The organism is Curtobacterium sp. Csp2, assembly GCF_013347165.1.
On record NZ_CP054593.1, the window covers coordinates 507,147 to 528,120 of the forward strand.

General features: G+C 73.9%; 24 protein-coding genes, 1 pseudogene and 1 riboswitch. Of the genes and pseudogenes, 12 read left to right on the top strand and 13 right to left on the bottom strand.

Translation table 11 applies throughout. The features are described from left to right. Positions 1-354: NmrA family NAD(P)-binding protein (locus tag HUN59_RS02525; protein ID WP_174777410.1), on the bottom strand; the 354-nt coding region annotated here is incomplete at its 3' end. A 60-nt stretch (positions 355-414) separates the two neighbouring features. Between HUN59_RS02525 and HUN59_RS02530 the strand changes: the two genes are divergently transcribed. From HUN59_RS02530 to nagA (HUN59_RS02555), 6 genes are all read left to right on the top strand, one after another. Beyond that, entirely contained in the window at positions 415-873 is a 459-nt protein-coding gene (locus tag HUN59_RS02530; protein ID WP_174777411.1) for a MarR family winged helix-turn-helix transcriptional regulator, read from the top strand. A 25-nt stretch (positions 874-898) separates the two neighbouring features. Further along, the gene (locus HUN59_RS02535; RefSeq protein WP_217483608.1) at positions 899-1,354 is read left to right on the top strand and encodes a MarR family winged helix-turn-helix transcriptional regulator; all 456 of its coding nucleotides are present in this window, start codon (positions 899-901) and stop codon (positions 1,352-1,354) included. Positions 1,355-1,456: 102 nt separating this feature from the next. Continuing rightward, a complete protein-coding gene (locus tag HUN59_RS02540) occupies positions 1,457-2,782 on the top strand; it encodes an MFS transporter (RefSeq protein WP_281360591.1) in 1,326 nt (441 codons plus the stop codon). 129 nt (positions 2,783-2,911) lie between these two features. Then, positions 2,912-3,802 (top strand): formyltetrahydrofolate deformylase, encoded by an 891-nt coding sequence (purU, locus tag HUN59_RS02545; RefSeq protein WP_174777408.1) that lies wholly within the window; start codon positions 2,912-2,914, stop codon positions 3,800-3,802. A gap of 6 nt (positions 3,803-3,808) precedes the next feature. Continuing rightward, positions 3,809-4,225, top strand: a complete 417-nt coding sequence (locus tag HUN59_RS02550) for a YrdB family protein (RefSeq protein ID WP_144803986.1) — start codon at positions 3,809-3,811, stop codon at positions 4,223-4,225. A gap of 50 nt (positions 4,226-4,275) precedes the next feature. Further along, entirely contained in the window at positions 4,276-5,415 is a 1,140-nt protein-coding gene (nagA, locus tag HUN59_RS02555; protein ID WP_174779342.1) for an N-acetylglucosamine-6-phosphate deacetylase, read from the top strand. Positions 5,416-5,461: 46 nt separating this feature from the next. On the opposite strand, the gene HUN59_RS02560 is transcribed toward nagA (HUN59_RS02555), so the two are convergent. Beyond that, the gene (locus tag HUN59_RS02560) at positions 5,462-6,067 is read right to left on the bottom strand and encodes an MmyB family transcriptional regulator (protein WP_254629973.1); all 606 of its coding nucleotides are present in this window, start codon (positions 6,065-6,067) and stop codon (positions 5,462-5,464) included. A 48-nt stretch (positions 6,068-6,115) separates the two neighbouring features. Between HUN59_RS02560 and HUN59_RS02565 the strand changes: the two genes are divergently transcribed. Together HUN59_RS02565 and HUN59_RS02570 are read left to right on the top strand one after the other, a co-directional pair. Beyond that, complete coding sequence (locus tag HUN59_RS02565) at positions 6,116-7,054, top strand: SDR family oxidoreductase (RefSeq protein WP_174777406.1); 939 nt, start codon at positions 6,116-6,118, stop codon at positions 7,052-7,054. A gap of 28 nt (positions 7,055-7,082) precedes the next feature. Next, a complete protein-coding gene (locus tag HUN59_RS02570) occupies positions 7,083-8,252 on the top strand; it encodes a MalY/PatB family protein (RefSeq protein WP_174777405.1) in 1,170 nt (389 codons plus the stop codon). 124 nt (positions 8,253-8,376) lie between these two features. On the opposite strand, the gene HUN59_RS02575 is transcribed toward HUN59_RS02570, so the two are convergent. Together HUN59_RS02575 and HUN59_RS02580 are read right to left on the bottom strand one after the other, a co-directional pair. Beyond that, positions 8,377-9,546, bottom strand: a complete 1,170-nt coding sequence (locus HUN59_RS02575; protein ID WP_174777405.1) for a MalY/PatB family protein — start codon at positions 9,544-9,546, stop codon at positions 8,377-8,379. A gap of 28 nt (positions 9,547-9,574) precedes the next feature. Then, entirely contained in the window at positions 9,575-10,513 is a 939-nt protein-coding gene (locus HUN59_RS02580) for an SDR family oxidoreductase (protein WP_174777406.1), read from the bottom strand. 124 nt (positions 10,514-10,637) lie between these two features. Here HUN59_RS02580 and HUN59_RS02585 point away from each other — a divergent pair, with 124 nt between their 5' ends. Next, positions 10,638-11,468, top strand: a complete 831-nt coding sequence (locus tag HUN59_RS02585; RefSeq protein ID WP_174777407.1) for a helix-turn-helix transcriptional regulator — start codon at positions 10,638-10,640, stop codon at positions 11,466-11,468. A gap of 46 nt (positions 11,469-11,514) precedes the next feature. On the opposite strand, the gene nagA (HUN59_RS02590) is transcribed toward HUN59_RS02585, so the two are convergent. From nagA (HUN59_RS02590) to HUN59_RS02615, 6 genes are all read right to left on the bottom strand, one after another. Continuing rightward, positions 11,515-12,654, bottom strand: a complete 1,140-nt coding sequence (gene nagA / locus HUN59_RS02590) for an N-acetylglucosamine-6-phosphate deacetylase (RefSeq protein ID WP_174779342.1) — start codon at positions 12,652-12,654, stop codon at positions 11,515-11,517. 50 nt (positions 12,655-12,704) lie between these two features. Then, on the bottom strand, positions 12,705-13,121 hold the full coding sequence (locus HUN59_RS02595; protein ID WP_144803986.1) for a YrdB family protein: 417 nt from the start codon (positions 13,119-13,121) through the stop codon (positions 12,705-12,707). Between the two features lie 6 nt (positions 13,122-13,127). Beyond that, complete coding sequence (purU, locus tag HUN59_RS02600) at positions 13,128-14,018, bottom strand: formyltetrahydrofolate deformylase (protein WP_174777408.1); 891 nt, start codon at positions 14,016-14,018, stop codon at positions 13,128-13,130. A gap of 129 nt (positions 14,019-14,147) precedes the next feature. Beyond that, entirely contained in the window at positions 14,148-15,488 is a 1,341-nt protein-coding gene (locus tag HUN59_RS02605; RefSeq protein WP_368076221.1) for an MFS transporter, read from the bottom strand. 87 nt (positions 15,489-15,575) lie between these two features. After that, the gene (locus HUN59_RS02610) at positions 15,576-16,031 is read right to left on the bottom strand and encodes a MarR family winged helix-turn-helix transcriptional regulator (protein WP_217483608.1); all 456 of its coding nucleotides are present in this window, start codon (positions 16,029-16,031) and stop codon (positions 15,576-15,578) included. 25 nt (positions 16,032-16,056) lie between these two features. Beyond that, positions 16,057-16,515, bottom strand: coding sequence for a MarR family winged helix-turn-helix transcriptional regulator (locus tag HUN59_RS02615; protein ID WP_174777411.1), 459 nt, complete (start codon positions 16,513-16,515; stop codon positions 16,057-16,059). Between the two features lie 60 nt (positions 16,516-16,575). On the opposite strand from HUN59_RS02615, the gene HUN59_RS02620 reads away from it, so the two are divergent. After that, positions 16,576-17,448, top strand: a complete 873-nt coding sequence (locus HUN59_RS02620) for an NAD(P)H-binding protein (RefSeq protein WP_174777414.1) — start codon at positions 16,576-16,578, stop codon at positions 17,446-17,448. A gap of 39 nt (positions 17,449-17,487) precedes the next feature. On the opposite strand, the gene HUN59_RS02625 is transcribed toward HUN59_RS02620, so the two are convergent. Together HUN59_RS02625 and clpS are read right to left on the bottom strand one after the other, a co-directional pair. After that, positions 17,488-17,964: a DUF2017 family protein gene (locus HUN59_RS02625; RefSeq protein ID WP_058740976.1), complete on the bottom strand. Its 477-nt coding sequence runs from the start codon at positions 17,962-17,964 to the stop codon at positions 17,488-17,490. Beyond that, positions 17,961-18,260 (bottom strand): ATP-dependent Clp protease adapter ClpS, encoded by a 300-nt coding sequence (gene clpS, locus HUN59_RS02630; RefSeq protein WP_174777415.1) that lies wholly within the window; start codon positions 18,258-18,260, stop codon positions 17,961-17,963. The genes HUN59_RS02625 and clpS overlap by 4 nt, the downstream gene beginning before the upstream one ends. 37 nt (positions 18,261-18,297) lie before the next feature. Beyond that, a riboswitch (ZMP/ZTP riboswitch) is annotated at positions 18,298-18,383 on the top strand. A 59-nt stretch (positions 18,384-18,442) separates the two neighbouring features. On the opposite strand from clpS, the gene glyA reads away from it, so the two are divergent. Both glyA and HUN59_RS02640 read left to right on the top strand, forming a co-directional pair. Next, a complete protein-coding gene (gene glyA / locus HUN59_RS02635) occupies positions 18,443-19,726 on the top strand; it encodes a serine hydroxymethyltransferase (protein WP_302691048.1) in 1,284 nt (427 codons plus the stop codon). 26 nt (positions 19,727-19,752) lie between these two features. After that, positions 19,753-20,655 (top strand): tetrahydrofolate dehydrogenase/cyclohydrolase catalytic domain-containing protein, encoded by a 903-nt coding sequence (locus tag HUN59_RS02640; RefSeq protein WP_174779345.1) that lies wholly within the window; start codon positions 19,753-19,755, stop codon positions 20,653-20,655. A gap of 117 nt (positions 20,656-20,772) precedes the next feature. Here the strand turns inward: HUN59_RS02640 and HUN59_RS02645 are convergent. Beyond that, positions 20,773-20,974 (bottom strand): annotated as a pseudogene (locus tag HUN59_RS02645) (bifunctional methylenetetrahydrofolate dehydrogenase/methenyltetrahydrofolate cyclohydrolase); the annotation flags it as partial.

Genomic DNA, 20,974 nt, shown 5'->3' on the forward strand with positions numbered 1-20,974 from the left:
AGATGTGTATAAGAGACAGGGGGTCCCGCGGGTCGTGCACCTGTCCGGGGGCGACGCCGCCGAGCACTCGCCGATGCCCTGGGCCGCCCGGACGCCGGTCGCCCCCTGCTCGGCCTGCCGCTCGCTGACCGGGGTGACGAGGAAGAACCGGTCGACGCCCTCGAGCGCCCGGGTCAGGGCGTCGAGGTCGTCGAGGTCCGCGAGCCGCGCGTCGATGCCCCGCGCACGGAGCCGCTCGGCCTGCTCCGTCCGGCGGACGACGGCACGGACCTGGACACCCTCGGCGTGCAGCAGCTCGAGGGTCTTCCCGCCGACGTCGCCGGTGACCCCGGTGATGGCGATGGTCTCGGTCACGGTGCTCCTCCTTCGGTATCAGTTTCCTGTTACTCGACGGTACGCCGGTACCATCGGTGCGTGTCCAGCGACTTCTCGGTGACCCACGACGACGTGGACGCGATCGCCGCGTGGACGGTCGTCCGTGCCGCACGCGAGCTCGCCCGCCGCCTCGACGAGGAACTCGCACCCCTCGGCCTGACCCCCGTCGGCTTCGGTGCCCTCGTGCAGCTCGCCGCCGCCGAGGAGCTCAACCAGGCCGAACTCGCGCGGGCGGTCGGCGTCCGCGCGCAGAGCATGGGCAGCCTGGTCGAGGCGCTCGCGACGCGGGGACTCGTGGCGCGCGGTGCTGCACCCGGACGGGGACGAGCCTCCCGGCTGCACCTGACGGACGCCGGACGCGAGCTGCTCGCTGCGGCCTGGCCACGCGTCCGGGCCAGCAACGCGTGGTTCCCCGACGGCGGCGAGACGGTGGCGCGCACCCTGCGCCCCTTCACGACCCACGGGACGGTCAGCGCGCGAGCGGACGGACTCGCCTGAGCACCGACGCAATCACAAGGCAGCCTTGCAAGTTCTCCTGCTGGAGGAATATCGTTCCGGTGTGGAATCATCCGAGGAGCTCGCCGGCGACCTGCTGACCCTGCACGGGCGGATCCGGCGGACCCTGCTCACCGGCAAGGCCGACGAGGTGACCGCCTCGCAGACCGCTGCGCTCGGCCGGCTGCTGCGCCACGGCGAGTCCACCGTCGCCGACCTCGCCCGGGCCGAGGGGGTCCGTCCGCAGTCCATGGGCGCGACCGTCCAGGCACTCGTCGACCTCGGCCTGGTCGAGCGCCGACCGGACCCGGACGACGGCCGCCGGACGCTCGTCCGCGCGACGGACACCGGCTCCCGCGCGCGCGAGGACGCCTGGGCCACCCGCACCCGCGTGCTCGCCGACCGGCTGGCGGCGCTGCCGGAGGACGACCGCCGGACCGTCGCCCGCGCGCTCGAGATCCTCACCCCGCTCACCGAAGCCTGACCCGGAAGAAGCCCCACCACGTCCACCTCGACCTCCCCCACGCCCACCGTCGCGTCCCCGGACGGCGGCAGCGGCTTCGGCCCGAAACTGCTGATCCCGGTCCTGGTCGGGCCGCTCCTCAACCCGATCAACACGACGATGGTCTCCGTCGCCCTCGCGCCGATCTCGCGGGACCTCGGCATCGGGGCGTCGCAGGCGATCTGGCTCGTCGCCGCGCTGTACCTGGCGAGTGCGGTCGCCCAGCCCACGATGGGGAAGCTCGCCGACCGGTTCGGGCCGAAGAAGGTCTTCCTGACCGGGCTCGTCGTCGTCGGCGTCGCCGGGGTCGTGCCCGAGGTCCTGACCGGGTTCGGCGGTGCGGTGACCGCGCGCGTGCTCATCGGCATCGGCACCTCGTCGGCGTACCCGGCGGCGCTCACCACGCTGCGCCAGCACTCCGCACGGATCGGCAAGCCCACACCACCCCTCGTGCTCGGCGCGCTGTCGATCACCTCGCTCGTGTCCGCCGCCGCCGGACCACCCCTCGGCGGTGCGCTCATCGCGGCGTTCGGGTGGCACGCGATCTTCCTGGTGAACGTCCCCCTGGCGGTCTTCGGGATCGTCGTCGCGGCGATGTGGCTGCCCTCCGACCGGCTCCGCCCGCAGGACACCGACCGGGTGCCGGTCCGCACGGCGCTCGACCCGGTCGGCATGCTGCTCATGACCGGCGCGGTCTCGGCCCTGCTCGTGTTCCTGCTCGACCTGGCCGCCGGGCTGTGGTGGCTGCTCGCCGTCGCGGTCGTGCTCGTCGTCGCCCTCGTCCGGTGGGAGCTCCGTGCGGCGCAGCCGTTCGTCGACGTCCGGCTGCTCGTCCGGAACGGTGCGCTGTCCCGGACCTACGCGCGGCTGTTCCTGACCTACCTGCTCGCCTACACGATGACCTACGGGTTCTCGCAGTGGGTGCAGGACGTCGCGGGCTACCCGAGCGACGTCGCCGGGTACCTGCAGCTGCCCGCCGCGGTCGTCGCCGGGGTCGTGTCGTTCCTCGTCGCCCGCAGGACCGCGATCCGCGGGCCCCTCGTCGTCGCGGCGCTCACCCCGCTGCTCGGTGCGGGGCTCCTGTTGCTCCTGCACGCCGGGTCGCCCCTCGTGCTGCTGCTCGTGGTGCCGGCGCTGTTCGGGGTGCCGCAGGCCCTGGCGTCCGTGTCGAACCAGGCGGCGCTGTACAAGGTCGTGCCGTCGGAGTACATCGGGACGGCCGCCGGGCTGTCGCGGACCAGCATCTACATCGGCGCGATCGCGGCGTCCTCGCTGATCGGCGGCGTGTTCGGGCAGGCGCCCACCACGCCGGACCTGCACGTGCTGGCGTGGGTGATGCTCGGGGTCGGCGTGCTCCTCAGCGTGCTGACGCTCGCCGACCGGGCGCTCGCCCGGGCGACCACGCGCTGACGGGGGCGGCGGGGCGGGCGGACCACGGGCCTCCCGTCAGTCGGCGGCGGCTGCCCGGCGGCCGTGATGTCCCGAACCGGCGTCCGATCCCCGCCGGAACGTGCCCGCCCCGGCCGGTAGCCTGTTCCGGTGACCGACCCGACCCCCGCGCACGAGACCCCCGCGCACCAGACCCCGACGCACTGGACCCTCACGCTCGTCTGCGACGACCGTCCCGGGATCGTGCACGCCGTGTCCGGAGCCGTCGTGGCGGCGAACGGCAACATCACCGAGTCGCAGCAGTTCTCGAGCGCCGACACGAACACGTTCTTCATGCGCCTGCAGGTCATGGCCCCCGTCGACCGGGCGGCCTTCGAGCAGGCGCTCGCCCCCGTGGTCGAACGCTACGACGCCCGCGTCCAGCTCGACGTCGTCGGCCGGCCGATGCGCACGCTCGTGCTCGTGTCGAAGGCCGGGCACTGCCTGAACGACCTGCTCTACCGGCAGCGCGGCGGGCAGCTCCCGATCGAGGTCCCGCTCGTCCTGTCGAACCACCCGGAGCTCGCCGGCCTGGCGTCGTTCTACTCCGTCCCGTTCGAGCACCGGCCCGTCACCGACGCGGCCTCGAAGCAGGCGATGGAGCAGCGCATCCTCGACGCCGTCGACGAGCACGACATCGAGCTCGTCGTCCTGGCCCGCTACATGCAGATCCTGTCGCCGGAGCTCTGCGCGGCGCTGCAGGGCCGAGCGGTCAACATCCACCACTCGTTCCTGCCCGGCTTCAAGGGCGCCAATCCCTACCGGCAGGCGCACGCCCGCGGCGTCAAGCTCATCGGTGCGACGGCCCACTTCGTGACGAGCGACCTCGACGAAGGCCCGATCATCGAGCAGAACGTGGTCCGGGTCGACCACACCAAGGACCCGTCCGAGCTCGTGTCCATCGGTCAGGACGAGGAGTCCCGCACGCTCACCCAGGCGGTGCGCTGGATCGCCGAGGACCGCGTGCTCCTCGACGGCGCCCGCACGATCATCTTCAAGTAGGACCACATGACGAACGCACCGCAGAGCCCGGTCGACTGGGGCGAGGTCCCGCCGCCCACCGAGCCGACCGCGCCCCGTCGCCCGGCCCGGCCCGTGTCCGCGTGGACCGTGCTGCGGGTGGTCGTGTGCGCGTTCGGCCTGGCGTCGCTCGCGTACTGGGGCTACCTGGCGTGGCCGTTCCCGTTCCCGGGCGTGCTGTTCATGGTCGGGGCGCCGCTGTTCGCCGCGGTCGTGTGGTTCCTGTTCCGGTCGCCGCGGTCGCCGATCGACACCGACGTGGTCGGCAAGGTGATCGTCGAGGTCGCGCTCGTCATCGCAGCCGGTGCGGCGTGGGTGTCGCTCGGGCACCCGGTGGTCGGGCTGGTCTTCATCGTGGTGGCCGCGCTGTCCGGGGTGGTCGCGTTCCGTCGGGAGACGGCGTGAGCGACGTGTCGGGCTCGGGTTCCGGGTCGGGTTCCGTCCCGGGCTCCGGCCTGGAGGCACGGCGCACCCTGGTCCGCGCCGCACACGTCGTCGACGCGGCCGGGTCCTCGGCGGACGGCTGGGTCCTGCTCGCCGGTGCCGTCATCGAGGCGGTCGGCTCCGGCACCGGGGCACCCGAGGCGACGGAGGTGCTCGACCTCGGTGACGCCGTCCTGACGCCCGGGTTCGTCGACCTCCACGGCCACGGGGGTGCCGGCGCCGCCTACGAGGACGACGCGTTCGACGCCGCGCTCGCCGTGCACCGCGCACACGGCACGACCCGCTCGGTGCTGTCCCTCGTCGCGAACCCGCTGCCCGCGCTCGTGGCGTCCCTCGAGCGCATCCGCGCCGTCGCCGCGACCGACCCGCTCGTCCTCGGGGCGCACCTCGAGGGACCGTTCCTGTCGCCGCACAACAAGGGCGCGCACAACGAGTCGTTCCTGGTCGACCCCACGCCCGACGTCGTCGACGCCCTGCTCGACGCCGGCGCCGGGGTCCTCCGTCAGGTCACGATCGCGCCGGAGCTGCCGGGGGCGATCGACGCCGTCCGTCGGTTCGTCGACGCCGGGGTGGTCGTCGCCGTCGGGCACACCGTCTGCTCGTACGACCAGGCCCGTGCCGCGTTCGACGCCGGCGCCACGCTGCTCACCCACGCGTGCAACGCCATGCCGGGGCTGCACCACCGGGCACCGGGCCCGATCGCCGCGGCGCTCGAGGACGACCGGGTGACGCTCGAGCTCATCCTCGACGGCGTGCACGTGCACCCCGCCGTCGCCAAGGTCCTGCTCCGCGGGGCACCCGGACGGGTCGCGCTCATCACCGACGCCATGGCCGCGGCCGGGTCGCCGGACGGCTCGTACGCGCTCGGGTCACTCGCCGTGGACGTGGAGGACGGCGTCGCACGGGTCGCCGGCACGGACACGATCGCCGGGTCCACGCTGACCCAGGACCGGGCGCTGCGGCTCGCCGTGGCGGAAGCGGGGGCGTCGCTGCCGCAGGCCGTCGGAGCGCTCACCGCCGTCCCCGCCGCCGCGCTCGGGCTCGGCGACCGGCTGGGTCGGATCGCGCCCGGGTACGCGGCCGACCTCGTGGCGCTGTCGCCCGAGCTGCACGTACAGCGGGTGTGGGGCGCCGGGGAGCACCTGCCCTGACCACACGGCGCTGACGACACGGCGATGACGAGCGGGCGGTGCCTGTTCAGGCGGGTGCGAGGACGGACAGCAGGCGGAGCCGCTCGTGGCTCACCGTCCCCGGTTCCGCCGTGTAGACGAGCAGAACGTGGGCCTGCTCCGGGTCGAGCAGCATCTGGCACTGCAGCTCGAGCCGCCCCACGTCGGGGTGGTCGTAGCGCTTCACCGAACCCGGGACGAGCCCGACCTCCTGCTCGTCCCAGAGCACCCGGAACTCCTCCGAACGCTCGAGCAGCGCCGTGGCCAACCCGGCCGCGGTCGACCCGGGGCCCCGACGCGCAGCGATCTCGCGGAGTGACGAGACGTAGAGCCGCCCCGTGGCGTCCCGGTCCTCCACGGGGAACAGCGCCCGCGCCTCCGGGTCGGTGAACCACCGCCACCCGATCGACCGAGCGCGACCCTGCCGCTCGCGCGCGTCCCCGAACAGCGCCGCCGCCAGGGGTGTCTGCAGCAGGGTCTCGCCGAGCTCCGACACGACCTCGGCCGGGGTGTCGACGAGCCGGTCGAAGATCCGCATCATGCCCGGGCCGACGTGGTCCGTCCCGGCGCCCTGGTCCGGCGGCCGGTGCCCGGCCAGGCGGGGGAGGGAGATCTCGATCGGTCGTCTCGGCACGGTGTGCTCCTCGTCGTCGGCACCCGGTCGTCCCGGGTCGTCCCCAGCGTGCCGAGACGACCGATCGAGATCTCCCTCCCCCGCCTGGACGGGCAGACCGCCGTGGTGACCGGTGCCAGCGACGGGATCGGCCTGGGCATCGCCACCGCCCTCGCCGGAGCAGGTGCGGCGGTCGTCCTGCCGGTCCGGAACACCGCCAAGGGCGAGGCCGCGCGGGCCCAGGTGCTCCGCGAGCACCCCGGCGCGTCGGTGACCCTCGGGACGCTCGACCTGTCGTCGCTCGTCTCCGTGCGCACCTTCGCCCGCTCGATGGTGGACGCGGCGACCCCCGTCGACCTGCTCATCGGCAACGCGGGCGTGATGACCCCGCCCGAGCGGCAGACCACGCAGGACGGCTTCGAGCTGCAGTTCGGCACGAACCACCTCGGGCACGTCGCCCTGGTCGCCGGGCTCCTCCCCCTGCTGCGCGCGGCGCGCGGCCACGTCGTCTCCCAGATCAGCGCCGCGGCGCGGAGCGGCTCGGTGCACTGGGACGACCCGAACTGGGAGCGCAGCTACCACGGCATGCGGGCCTACCAGCAGTCGAAGGTCGCCTTCGGGCTCTTCGGGCTCGAACTCGCCCGACGCAGCCGTCGGCACGGCTGGGGTGTGACGAGCACCCTCGCGCACCCCGGCGTCGCGCCGACGAGCCTGCTCGCCGCCCGTCCGGAGCTCGGCCGTTCCGGGGACACCGCGTCGGTCCGGGCGATCCGGTGGCTGTCGGCGCGGGGCCTCCTGGTCGGGACCGCGCACACGGCGGGTCTGCCGGCACTGCTCGCGGCGACCGACCCGGCCGGCCGCGACGGCGCGCTCCACGGCCCGCTCGGCCCCGGGAACGTCGGCGGCGCCCCGGGCCGGCACGCGCTCTGGCGACCGCTGCGGAGCGAGGCGGACGCGGCGCGGCTGTGGGACCTGTCCGAGGAACTGACCGGCGCGACGTTCGCCTGACCGGTGCCCGCGGTGCCAGGCTGGGCACATGAGCGTCATGGTCTCGCCGTTCGATGCCCGCCGCGACCGCACGAGCGAGAAGTACACCGCGTACCCCGCCGACGTGCTGCCGATGTTCGTCGCCGAGATGGACTCGATGCCCGCCGAGCCGATCCGGGACGCCCTCGTGCGGGCCGTCACGACCGGGGACACCGGGTACGTCGGGCACACGCGGGTGCTCCCCGAGGTGTTCGCCGACTTCGCCGACCGCCGGTGGGGGTGGGAGGTCGACCCGGACCTCGTCCGCACGACGACGGACGTCTCGGTCGCGGCGGTCGAGGTGCTCCGCAGGGTCATCGCCCCCGGTGACCAGGTCGTCGTGATGCCGCCCGTCTACCCGCCGTTCTGGGACTACGTGCGCGAGGCCGGCGGCACCGTCACCGAGGTGCCGCTGCTCCCGCCGACCGGCGACCCGGACCCGTACGACACGACGGCCGGCTGGCGGATGGACCTGGACGGCATCGCCGCGGCGCTCGCGGCCGGCGCCCGGACGGTCCTGCTGTGCAACCCGCACAACCCCCTCGGCCTCGTGTACCCCCGGGAGTCGCTCGTCGCGCTGGCCCGGCTCGCGGCGGAGTGGGACGCCGTGGTGGTGTCCGACGAGATCCACGCGCCGCTCACCCACGCCGACGCGGTGTTCACGCCCTTCCTGACCTGCGGGCCCGAGGCGGTCGAGCACGGGGTCGCCCTGACGAGCGCGAGCAAGGCCTGGAACCTCGCCGGGACGAAGTGCGCGCTCATGGTCGGCGCATCGGACCGTGCCCGCGGGTGGTTCGACGGCCTGCCGGTCGAGGTCGTCGAGCGGACGGGCATCCTCGGCTACACCGCGAGCGTGGCGGCGTTCCGCGACGGTGAACCCTGGCTGGCGTCGCTGCTGGCCGAGCTCGCCGCGAACCGACGGGTCCTGGCCGAGGAGCTCGGGACGGCGCTGCCCGGAGCCGGGTACCGGCAGCCGCAGGCGTCCTACCTGGCGTGGCTCGACCTGCGGGCGCTGCCGTGGGGCGACGAGCCCGCTCGGCTCCTGGTCGAGAGGGCGAAGGTGGCGCTGTCGAACGGGCGGGACTTCGGACGCCAGGGCACCGGGCACGCCCGGCTCAACTTCGGCTGCTCCGAGGAGACGCTGCGCGAGGGCCTCGCACGCCTGTCCGCCGCCCGCTGATCCCTGCTCGCCGGGCGCTCAGCCTCCGCAAGACGCAACGGAAGCGGTTCCTCGCAGCGGTATGTCGCTGCGAGGAACCGCTTCCGTTGCGTCTTGCGGAGGCTGAGCGCCCGGCGAGCAGGGATCAGCGGGCGGCGGACAGGCGTGCGAGGCCCTCGCGCAGCGTCTCCTCGGAGCAGCCGAAGTTGAGCCGGGCGTGCCCGGTGCCCTGGCGTCCGAAGTCCCGCCCGTTCGACAGCGCCACCTTCGCCCTCTCGACCAGGAGCCGAGCGGGCTCGTCGCCCCACGGCAGCGCCCGCAGGTCGAGCCACGCCAGGTAGGACGCCTGCGGCTGCCGGTACCCGGCTCCGGGCAGCGCCGTCCCGAGCTCCTCGGCCAGGACCCGTCGGTTCGCGGCGAGCTCGGCCAGCAGCGACGCCAGCCAGGGTTCACCGTCGCGGAACGCCGCCACGCTCGCGGTGTAGCCGAGGATGCCCGTCCGCTCGACGACCTCGACCGGCAGGCCGTCGAACCACCCGCGGGCACGGTCCGATGCGCCGACCATGAGCGCGCACTTCGTCCCGGCGAGGTTCCAGGCCTTGCTCGCGCTCGTCAGGGCGACCCCGTGCTCGACCGCCTCGGGCCCGCAGGTCAGGAAGGGCGTGAACACCGCGTCGGCGTGGGTGAGCGGCGCGTGGATCTCGTCGGACACCACCACGGCGTCCCACTCCGCCGCGAGCCGGGCCAGCGCGACGAGCGACTCCCGGGGGTACACGAGGCCGAGGGGGTTGTGCGGGTTGCACAGCAGGACCGTCCGGGCGCCGGCCGCGAGCGCCGCGGCGATGCCGTCCAGGTCCATCCGCCAGCCGGCCGTCGTGTCGTACGGGTCCGGGTCGCCGGTCGGCGGGAGCAGCGGCACCTCGGTGACGGTGCCGCCGGCCTCGCGCACGTAGTCCCAGAACGGCGGGTAGACGGGCGGCATCACGACGACCTGGTCACCGGGGGCGATGACCCTGCGGAGCACCTCGACCGCCGCGACCGAGACGTCCGTCGTCGTGCGGACGAGGTCCGGGTCGACCTCCCACCCCCACCGGCGGTCGGCGAAGTCGGCGAACACCTCGGGGAGCACCCGCGTGTGCCCGACGTACCCGGTGTCCCCGGTCGTGACGGCCCGCACGAGGGCGTCCCGGATCGGCTCGGCGGGCATCGAGTCCATCTCGGCGACGAACATCGGCAGCACGTCGGCGGGGTACGCGGTGTACTTCTCGCTCGTGCGGTCGCGGCGGGCATCGAACGGCGAGACCATGACGCTCATGTGCCCAGCCTGGCACCGCGGGCACCGGTCAGGCGAACGTCGCGCCGGTCAGTTCCTCGGACAGGTCCCACAGCCGCGCCGCGTCCGCCTCGCTCCGCAGCGGTCGCCAGAGCGCGTGCCGGCCCGGGGCGCCGCCGACGTTCCCGGGGCCGAGCGGGCCGTGGAGCGCGCCGTCGCGGCCGGCCGGGTCGGTCGCCGCGAGCAGTGCCGGCAGACCCGCCGTGTGCGCGGTCCCGACCAGGAGGCCCCGCGCCGACAGCCACCGGATCGCCCGGACCGACGCGGTGTCCCCGGAACGGCCGAGCTCCGGACGGGCGGCGAGCAGGCTCGTCGGCGCGACGCCGGGGTGCGCGAGGGTGCTCGTCACACCCCAGCCGTGCCGACGGCTGCGTCGGGCGAGTTCGAGCCCGAAGAGCCCGAAGGCGACCTTCGACTGCTGGTAGGCCCGCATGCCGTGGTAGCTGCGCTCCCAGTTCGGGTCGTCCCAGTGCACCGAGCCGCTCCGCGCCGCGGCGCTGATCTGGGAGACGACGTGGCCGCGCGCCGCGCGCAGCAGGGGGAGGAGCCCGGCGACCAGGGCGACGTGCCCGAGGTGGTTCGTGCCGAACTGCAGCTCGAAGCCGTCCTGCGTGGTCTGCCGCTCGGGCGGGGTCATCACGCCCGCGTTGCCGATGAGCAGGTCGACGGGGGTCGCCGCGTCCACCATCGAGCGGGCGAAGGTGCGCACGGAGACGAGCGACGACAGGTCGAGCGTCCCGAGGGTCACCGACGCGCCGGGGTGCTCGCGGAGCACCTGGGCCCGCGCGGCCTCGCCCTTGGCGGTGTTCCGGACCGGCAGGACGACCGCCGCACCTGCTCCGGCGAGGGCGGTGGCGATGCCCAGGCCGATCCCGTCGCTGGCACCGGTCACCACGGCGGTCTGCCCGTCCAGGCGGGGGAGGGAGATCTCGATCGGTCGTCTCGGCACGGTGTGCTCCTCGTCGTCGGCACCCGGTCGTCCCGGGTCGTCCCCAGCGTGCCGCGGCGCCGATCGTCGAACCAGGACCTCTCGGACCGTGGCTCCGGCGTCCGTGTCCCGCGATGATGGGCACGTGATCGATCGACCGGGACTGGGCGCCTTCCTCCGCCGTCGCCGAGCGGCCCTGCAGCCCGCCGACGTCGGCCTGCCACCGGGCCAGCGTCGTCGGACCGACGGCCTGCGGCGCGAGGAGGTCGCGACGCTCTGCCACATGTCGGCCGACTACTACGCCCGGCTCGAGCGGGGCACCGGGCCGCACCCGTCCGAGCAGATGGTCGCCGCGATCGCGCAGGGACTGCACCTGAGCCGGGCCGAGCGGGACCACGTGTTCCGCCTGGCCGGGCACCGGCCGCCGGACCAGGGCGCCGGGACGGACCACGTCGGCCCGGGCATGATGCGGATCTTCGACCGGCTCGTCGACACCCCGGCCGAGGTCGTGTCGGAGCTCGGCGAGACCCTGCTGCAGACACCCCTGGCGGCGGCGCTGTTCGGGGACGCGCGCGAGCGGCAGGGTCGCGCTCGGTCGATCGGGTGGCGGTGGTTCACCGACCCGGAGGCGCGGGCGCTGTTCCCCGTGGAGGACCGGGACGCCACGGGGCGGCTCTACGTCTCGTCACTCCGCGAGATCGCTGCGCGTCGGGGCCCCGGGTCGACCGCGGCCGGGTTGGCCACGGCGCTGCTCGAGCGTTCGGAGGAGTTCCGGGTGCTCTGGGACGAGCAGGAGGTCGGGCTCGTCCCGGGTTCGGTGAAGCGCTACGACCACCCCGACGTGGGGCGGCTCGAGCTGCAGTGCCAGATGCTGCTCGACCCGGAGCAGGCCCACGTTCTGCTCGTCTACACGGCGGAACCGGGGACGGTGAGCCACGAGCGGCTCCGCCTGCTGTCCGTCCTCGCACCCGCCTGAACAGGCACCGCCCGCTCGTCATCGCCGTGTCGTCAGCGCCGTGTGGTCAGGGCAGGTGCTCCCCGGCGCCCCACACCCGCTGTACGTGCAGCTCGGGCGACAGCGCCACGAGGTCGGCCGCGTACCCGGGCGCGATCCGACCCAGCCGGTCGCCGAGCCCGAGCGCGGCGGCGGGGACGGCGGTGAGCGCTCCGACGGCCTGCGGCAGCGACGCCCCCGCTTCCGCCACGGCGAGCCGCAGCGCCCGGTCCTGGGTCAGCGTGGACCCGGCGATCGTGTCCGTGCCGGCGACCCGTGCGACGCCGTCCTCCACGTCCACGGCGAGTGACCCGAGCGCGTACGAGCCGTCCGGCGACCCGGCCGCGGCCATGGCGTCGGTGATGAGCGCGACCCGTCCGGGTGCCCCGCGGAGCAGGACCTTGGCGACGGCGGGGTGCACGTGCACGCCGTCGAGGATGAGCTCGAGCGTCACCCGGTCGTCCTCGAGCGCCGCGGCGATCGGGCCCGGTGCCCGGTGGTGCAGCCCCGGCATGGCGTTGCACGCGTGGGTGAGCAGCGTGGCGCCGGCGTCGAACGCGGCACGGGCCTGGTCGTACGAGCAGACGGTGTGCCCGACGGCGACGACCACCCCGGCGTCGACGAACCGACGGACGGCGTCGATCGCCCCCGGCAGCTCCGGCGCGATCGTGACCTGACGGAGGACCCCGGCGCCGGCGTCGAGCAGGGCGTCGACGACGTCGGGCGTGGGGTCGACCAGGAACGACTCGTTGTGCGCGCCCTTGTTGTGCGGCGACAGGAACGGTCCCTCGAGGTGCGCCCCGAGGACGAGCGGGTCGGTCGCGGCGACGGCGCGGATGCGCTCGAGGGACGCCACGAGCGCGGGCAGCGGGTTCGCGACGAGGGACAGCACCGAGCGGGTCGTGCCGTGTGCGCGGTGCACGGCGAGCGCGGCGTCGAACGCGTCGTCCTCGTAGGCGGCGCCGGCACCCCCGTGGCCGTGGAGGTCGACGAACCCGGGCGTCAGGACGGCGTCACCGAGGTCGAGCACCTCCGTCGCCTCGGGTGCCCCGGTGCCGGAGCCGACCGCCTCGATGACGGCACCGGCGAGCAGGACCCAGCCGTCCGCCGAGGACCCGGCCGCGTCGACGACGTGTGCGGCGCGGACCAGGGTGCGCCGTGCCTCCAGGCCGGAGCCCGGGACGGAACCCGACCCGGAACCCGAGCCCGACACGTCGCTCACGCCGTCTCCCGACGGAACGCGACCACCCCGGACAGCGCGGCCACCACGATGAAGACCAGCCCGACCACCGGGTGCCCGAGCGACACCCACGCCGCACCGGCTGCGATGACGAGCGCGACCTCGACGATCACCTTGCCGACCACGTCGGTGTCGATCGGCGACCGCGGCGACCGGAACAGGAACCACACGACCGCGGCGAACAGCGGCGCCCCGACCATGAACAGCACGCCCGGGAACGGGAACGGCCACGCCAGGTAGCCCCAGTACGCGAGCGACGCCAGGCCGAACGCGCACACGACCACCCGCAGCACGGTCCACGCGGACACGGGCCGGGCCGGGCGACGGGGCGCGGTCGGCTCGGTGGGCGGCGGGACCTCGCCCCAGTCGACCGGGCTCTGCGGTGCGTTCGTCATGTGGTCCTACTTGAAGATGATCGTGCGGGCGCCGTCGAGGAGCACGCGGTCCTCGGCGATCCAGCGCACCGCCTGGGTGAGCGTGCGGGACTCCTCGTCCTGACCGATGGACACGAGCTCGGACGGGTCCTTGGTGTGGTCGACCCGGACCACGTTCTGCTCGATGATCGGGCCTTCGTCGAGGTCGCTCGTCACGAAGTGGGCCGTCGCACCGATGAGCTTGACGCCGCGGGCGTGCGCCTGCCGGTAGGGATTGGCGCCCTTGAAGCCGGGCAGGAACGAGTGGTGGATGTTGACCGCTCGGCCCTGCAGCGCCGCGCAGAGCTCCGGCGACAGGATCTGCATGTAGCGGGCCAGGACGACGAGCTCGATGTCGTGCTCGTCGACGGCGTCGAGGATGCGCTGCTCCATCGCCTGCTTCGAGGCCGCGTCGGTGACGGGCCGGTGCTCGAACGGGACGGAGTAGAACGACGCCAGGCCGGCGAGCTCCGGGTGGTTCGACAGGACGAGCGGGACCTCGATCGGGAGCTGCCCGCCGCGCTGCCGGTAGAGCAGGTCGTTCAGGCAGTGCCCGGCCTTCGACACGAGCACGAGCGTGCGCATCGGCCGGCCGACGACGTCGAGCTGGACGCGGGCGTCGTAGCGTTCGACCACGGGGGCGAGCGCCTGCTCGAAGGCCGCCCGGTCGACGGGGGCCATGACCTGCAGGCGCATGAAGAACGTGTTCGTGTCGGCGCTCGAGAACTGCTGCGACTCGGTGATGTTGCCGTTCGCCGCCACGACGGCTCCGGACACGGCGTGCACGATCCCGGGACGGTCGTCGCAGACGAGCGTGAGGGTCCAGTGCGTCGGGGTCTGGTGCGCGGGGGTCTCGTGCGCGGGGGTCGGGTCGGTCACCGGAACAGGCTACCGGCCGGGGCGGGCACGTTCCGGCGGGGATCGGACGCCGGTTCGGGACATCACGGCCGCCGGGCAGCCGCCGCCGACTGACGGGAGGCCCGTGGTCCGCCCGCCCCGCCGCCCCCGTCAGCGCGTGGTCGCCCGGGCGAGCGCCCGGTCGGCGAGCGTCAGCACGCTGAGGAGCACGCCGACCCCGAGCATCACCCACGCCAGCACGTGCAGGTCCGGCGTGGTGGGCGCCTGCCCGAACACGCCGCCGATCAGCGAGGACGCCGCGATCGCGCCGATGTAGATGCTGGTCCGCGACAGCCCGGCGGCCGTCCCGATGTACTCCGACGGCACGACCTTGTACAGCGCCGCCTGGTTCGACACGGACGCCAGGGCCTGCGGCACCCCGAACAGCGCCGGCACCACGAGCAGCAGCACGAGGGGCGACCCGGCGTGCAGGAGCAACAGGAGCCCCGCACCGAGCAGCGGGGTGAGCGCCGCGACGACGAGGGGCCCGCGGATCGCGGTCCTGCGGGCGACGAGGAACGACACGACCCCGGCGACGACCGCGGCGGGCAGCTGCAGGTACCCGGCGACGTCGCTCGGGTAGCCCGCGACGTCCTGCACCCACTGCGAGAACCCGTAGGTCATCGTGTAGGCGAGCAGGTAGGTCAGGAACAGCCGCGCGTAGGTCCGGGACAGCGCACCGTTCCGGACGAGCAGCCGGACGTCGACGAACGGCTGCGCCGCACGGAGCTCCCACCGGACGAGGGCGACGACGAGCACGACCGCGACGGCGAGCAGCCACCACAGCCCGGCGGCCAGGTCGAGCAGGAACACGAGCAGGGCCGAGACCGCGCCGGTCATGAGCAGCATGCCGACCGGGTCGAGCGCCGTGCGGACCGGCACCCGGTCGGTGTCCTGCGGGCGGAGCCGGTCGGAGGGCAGCCACATCGCCGCGACGACGATCCCGAAGACCGCCAGGGGGACGTTCACCAGGAAGATCGCGTGCCACCCGAACGCCGCGATGAGCGCACCGCCGAGGGGTGGTCCGGCGGCGGCGGACACGAGCGAGGTGATCGACAGCGCGCCGAGCACGAGGGGTGGTGTGGGCTTGCCGATCCGTGCGGAGTGCTGGCGCAGCGTGGTGAGCGCCGCCGGGTACGCCGACGAGGTGCCGATGCCGATGAGCACGCGCGCGGTCACCGCACCGCCGAACCCGGTCAGGACCTCGGGCACGACCCCGGCGACGCCGACGACGACGAGCCCGGTCAGGAAGACCTTCTTCGGCCCGAACCGGTCGGCGAGCTTCCCCATCGTGGGCTGGGCGACCGCACTCGCCAGGTACAGCGCGGCGACGAGCCAGATCGCCTGCGACGCCCCGATGCCGAGGTCCCGCGAGATCGGCGCGAGGGCGACGGAGACCATCGTCGTGTTGATCGGGTTGAGGAGCGGCCCGACCAGGACCGGGATCAGCAGTTTCGGGCCGAAGCCGCTGCCGCCGTCCGGGGACGCGACGGTGGGCGTGGGGGAGGTCGAGGTGGACGTGGTGGGGCTTCTTCCGGGTCAGGCTTCGGTGAGCGGGGTGAGGATCTCGAGCGCGCGGGCGACGGTCCGGCGGTCGTCCTCCGGCAGCGCCGCCAGCCGGTCGGCGAGCACGCGGGTGCGGGTGGCCCAGGCGTCCTCGCGCGCGCGGGAGCCGGTGTCCGTCGCGCGGACGAGCGTCCGGCGGCCGTCGTCCGGGTCCGGTCGGCGCTCGACCAGGCCGAGGTCGACGAGTGCCTGGACGGTCGCGCCCATGGACTGCGGACGGACCCCCTCGGCCCGGGCGAGGTCGGCGACGGTGGACTCGCCGTGGCGCAGCAGCCGGCCGAGCGCAGCGGTCTGCGAGGCGGTCACCTCGTCGGCCTTGCCGGTGAGCAGGGTCCGCCGGATCCGCCCGTGCAGGGTCAGCAGGTCGCCGGCGAGCTCCTCGGATGATTCCACACCGGAACGATATTCCTCCAGCAGGAGAACTTGCAAGGCTGCCTTGTGATTGCGTCGGTGCTCAGGCGAGTCCGTCCGCTCGCGCGCTGACCGTCCCGTGGGTCGTGAAGGGGCGCAGGGTGCGCGCCACCGTCTCGCCGCCGTCGGGGAACCACGCGTTGCTGGCCCGGACGCGTGGCCAGGCCGCAGCGAGCAGCTCGCGTCCGGCGTCCGTCAGGTGCAGCCGGGAGGCTCGTCCCCGTCCGGGTGCAGCACCGCGCGCCACGAGTCCCCGCGTCGCGAGCGCCTCGACCAGGCTGCCCATGCTCTGCGCGCGGACGCCGACCGCCCGCGCGAGTTCGGCCTGGTTGAGCTCCTCGGCGGCGGCGAGCTGCACGAGGGCACCGAAGCCGACGGGGGTCAGGCCGAGGGGTGCGAGTTCCTCGTCGAGGCGGCGGGCGAGCTCGCGTGCGGCACGGACGACCGTCCACGCGGCGATCGCGTCCACGTCGTCGTGGGTCACCGAGAAGTCGCTGGACACGCACCGATGGTACCGGCGTACCGTCGAGTAACAGGAAACTGATACCGAAGGAGGAGCACCGTGACCGAGACCATCGCCATCACCGGGGTCACCGGCGACGTCGGCGGGAAGACCCTCGAGCTGCTGCACGCCGAGGGTGTCCAGGTCCGTGCCGTCGTCCGCCGGACGGAGCAGGCCGAGCGGCTCCGTGCGCGGGGCATCGACGCGCGGCTCGCGGACCTCGACGACCTCGACGCCCTGACCCGGGCGCTCGAGGGCGTCGACCGGTTCTTCCTCGTCACCCCGGTCAGCGAGCGGCAGGCCGAGCAGGGGGCGACCGGCGTCCGGGCGGCCCAGCGCGCGGGGGTCCCGCGGGTCGTGCACCTGTCCGGGGGCGACGCCGCCGAGCACTCGCCGATGCCCTGGGCCGCCGCGGCCTGGCGCACGGACCGGCTGCTCCGCGCGAGCGGGACGGCGTGGACGATCCTGCGCCCGTCGGCCTTCATGACGAACCTGCTGCCCTCCGCGCCGGCGATCCGTCGCGGCTGGTTCCCGCACACCACCGGCCGCGGCCGCGCCGGGTGGATCGACACCGCCGACATCGCCCGCACGGCCGCGACCGTGCTGACGACGGACGGGCACGACGGCACCGAACCGGTGCTCACCGGCCCGGCGTCCCTCGACGCGCACGGCATCGCCGACGAGCTGACCGCCGGCCTCGGGCGACGCGTCCGCCCCCTGCACCTGCCGAGCCGCGTGTACCGCGCGGTGGTCCGCGCCGGCGGCGTGCCCGCCTGGCAGGCCGAGGGCCTCCGCCAGCAGTTCGGGCGGGTGCTCCGACGGGGCCTCGACGGCGTCGACGTGATGCGTGACGACGTCACCCGGATCACCGGGACCGCGCCGCGCCCGCTCCGGGCATGGGCGGCCGACCACCGCGACGACCTGCTCGGGTGAGGTGCGGGGCGGACGTGCCCCGTGCCTCCCGGCCGGTCGTCAGCGCGCGGACGTGAGCGTCGCGACCAGGTGTTCCTGCACGAACCCGAGCCAGTCGTAGACGTCCCGGAGGCCGACACCGGCGTCGCCGGTGTACGACGACTCCTCGGTCGCGGCGTCCACGATGCCGAGCCGCTCGGCGATGGTGAGCCGGAGGTCGGTCAGGCAGCGGAGCCAGGCCTGCTCGTCCTCCTGGGTGAGCACGCCGTCCCGCGCCCCGGTTGCCCACGCCAGGACGACCCCCGCGTTCGTGGTCTTCTGCGCCAGCAGGTCCGACCGCGTGTACTGCGCGAACTCGGCGCTCGCCTCGGGGTCCTGCGGGTAGGCGTCCGGGAACATCCGCGTCGCGACCGGGTCGTCCGACAGGTCGCCGTCGAGCACCTGCTGCAGCTGCTCCGTCAGGCTCGCGAGCAGGGCGCGCTCGTCGGAGGACAGGCCCAGGTGCACGCCGTCCCGCCGTCGCACGAACGGGATCACGCGTCCGCTCCCGGCGCCCGCTCGACCGTGGCCTGCAGGCCGAAGCCGTGCATCGCCTCGACGTGGCGCTCCATGGCCTCGCGCGCGCCGCTCGCGACGATCGCCCGCCCGTCGACGTGCACCTGGCGCATCAGGTGCTCCGCGCGGTCGTGGCTGAAGCCGAAGTAGCTCTGGAAGACGTACGTCACGTAGGACATGAGGTTGACCGGGTCGTCCCAAACCACCGTCGTCCACGGCACGTCGTACCGGGCGCGGAGATCGGTGCGCTCGTCGAGCTCCGGGCTGCTCAGGGTCATGCGACAAGGGTGACACGAACCGACCGGCTCGGTACGATCGACGGGTCGCGACTGGCGTTGGATGGGTCACCATCGGGGAGCGACACCTGACACGGAGCGCGGCCGTACGCCTGGGCCGCGCCCACCCGTCCACCTCGTCGTGCACGCGCGCGACGGAACAGACAACGAGGAGTCCCGTGTCCATCACCGATCTGCCCGCTGCGTCCACGCAGTCGACGTTCAACGCCCCGCTCAGTGCGGTCGACCCCGAGATCGCCAAGGTGCTCGAGCAGGAGCTCGGCCGCCAGCGCGACACCCTCGAGATGATCGCGTCCGAGAACTTCGTCCCGCGCGCCGTGCTCGAGTCGCAGGGCTCCGTCCTGACGAACAAGTACGCCGAGGGCTACCCGGGCAAGCGCTACTACGGCGGCTGCGAGTTCGTCGACGTCGCCGAGCAGCTCGCCATCGACCGGGCGAAGGCCCTGTTCGGCGCCGAGTACGCGAACGTCCAGCCGCACTCCGGCGCCAGCGCGAACGCCGCGGTCCTGCACGCCATCGCCTCCGCCGGGGACACCATCCTGGGCCTCGAGCTCGCCCACGGCGGCCACCTGACCCACGGCATGAAGCTCAACTTCTCCGGCCGCATCTACAACGCCGTGTCGTACGGCGTCGACCCGGAGACGTTCGAGGTCGACTACGACGACATCCGCGCGAAGGCCGTCGAGCACCAGCCCAAGGTGCTCATCGCCGGCTGGTCCGCCTACCCCCGCCAGCTCGACTTCGCGAAGTTCCGCGAGATCGCGGACGAGGTCGGCGCGACCCTCTGGGTGGACATGGCGCACTTCGCGGGCCTCGTCGCCGCGGGCCTGCACCCGTCGCCCCTGCCGCACGCGCACGTCGTGTCGTCGACCGTGCACAAGACCCTCGCCGGTCCGCGCTCGGGCATCATCCTGTCCAACGACGAGTCGCTCTTCAAGAAGCTCAACTCGGCCGTGTTCCCGGGCCAGCAGGGCGGTCCGCTCATGCACGTGATCGCCGCCAAGGCCACCGCGTTCCTGCTCGCCGCGCAGCCCGAGTTCAAGGACCGCCAGGAGCGCACGCTCCGCGGTGCCCGTCTGCTGGCGGACCGCCTCACGCAGGCCGACGCGAAGGCCGCCGGCATCGACGTCCTCACCGGCGGCACCGACGTGCACCTGGTGCTCGTCGACCTGCGCGAGTCCGAGGTCGACGGCAAGCAGGCCGAGGACCTGCTGCACCAGGTCGGCATCACCGTGAACCGCAACTCCGTGCCGTTCGACCCGCGCCCGCCGATGGTCACCTCCGGTGTCCGGATCGGCACCCCGGCGCTGGCGACCCGCGGGTTCGGCGACGCCGAGTTCACCGAGGTCGCCGACATCATCGCGCTGACGCTCATGCCGAACCCGGACATCGCGGCGCTCTCGGCCCGGGTGAAGGCGCTGGCCGACGCGTTCCCGCTGTACGCGTGAGCGCCGCCGTGGCGGACCTGCCTCGGGTGCGCTGGGCGGGAGAGGGCAGCGCCGTCCGCATCGACGGCACCGCCCTCGCCGCCCGCACGCTCGACGACCTGAAGGTCCGCATCGACCGGCTGCACGACCACGGGTTCCGACCCGGTCTCGGCACGATCATGGTCGGCCAGAACCCGGGCTCGGTGTCGTACGTCGCCGGCAAGCACAAGGACTCGGCGCAGATCGGGCTCGACTCGGTCCGCATCGACCTGCCCGAGACCGCTTCGGCGGCCGACATCCGTGCGGCGATCCTGCAGATGAACGACGACCCCCGGGTCACGGCGTTCATCGTGCAGCTCCCGCTGCCGCAGGGCATCGACCCGATCCCGATGCTCGAGCTGATGAACCCGGCGAAGGACGCCGACGGCCTGCACCCGACGAACCTCGGGGAGCTCGTCCTCGCGGTCCCCGGTGGTGCCGGGACGATCGACGCCCCGCTGCCGTGCACCCCACGCGGCATCGTGGCGATGCTCGAGGCGTACGACGTCCCGATCCGGGGTCAGCACGTCACGATCATCGGGCAGGGGCTCACCGTCGGCCGCCCGCTCGGGCTGCTGCTCACCCGGCTCGAGGCCACGGCCACGCTGACGCACTCGCTGACCGAGGACGTCGCCGCCGAGTGCCGTCGCGCGGACATCATCGTCGCCGCGGCCGGGGTCGCCGGACTGGTACAGCCGGACTGGGTGCAGCCGGGAGCGGCCGTGATCGACGTGGGCATCAGCCGCATCGTGGACCAGGACACGGGCAAGGCGAAGCTGCACGGCGACGTCGACCCCGCGGTGGCGTCCGTCGCGGGGTTCCTCTCGCCGACGCCGGGCGGCGTCGGGCCGATGACCCGGGCGATGCTCATGAAGAACGTCGTCGAGGCCGCCGAGCGCCACCTGCACTAGCCGGTGCCGCGGGGGCGGGGCCCTTCGCACAACCGAAAGCAGCTCGCGCCACGGATTTCCGTGGCGCGAGCTGCTTACTGTTGTGCGGAAGCGCGGGCGCCGCCCCCGCGGCACCGGCTAGTGCAGGTGGCGCTCGGCGGCCTCGACGACGTTCTTCATGAGCATCGCCCGGGTCATCGGCCCGACGCCGCCCGGCGTCGGCGAGAGGAACCCCGCGACGGACGCCACCGCGGGGTCGACGTCGCCGTGCAGCTTCGCCTTGCCCGTGTCCTGGTCCACGATGCGGCTGATGCCCACGTCGATCACGGCCGCTCCCGGC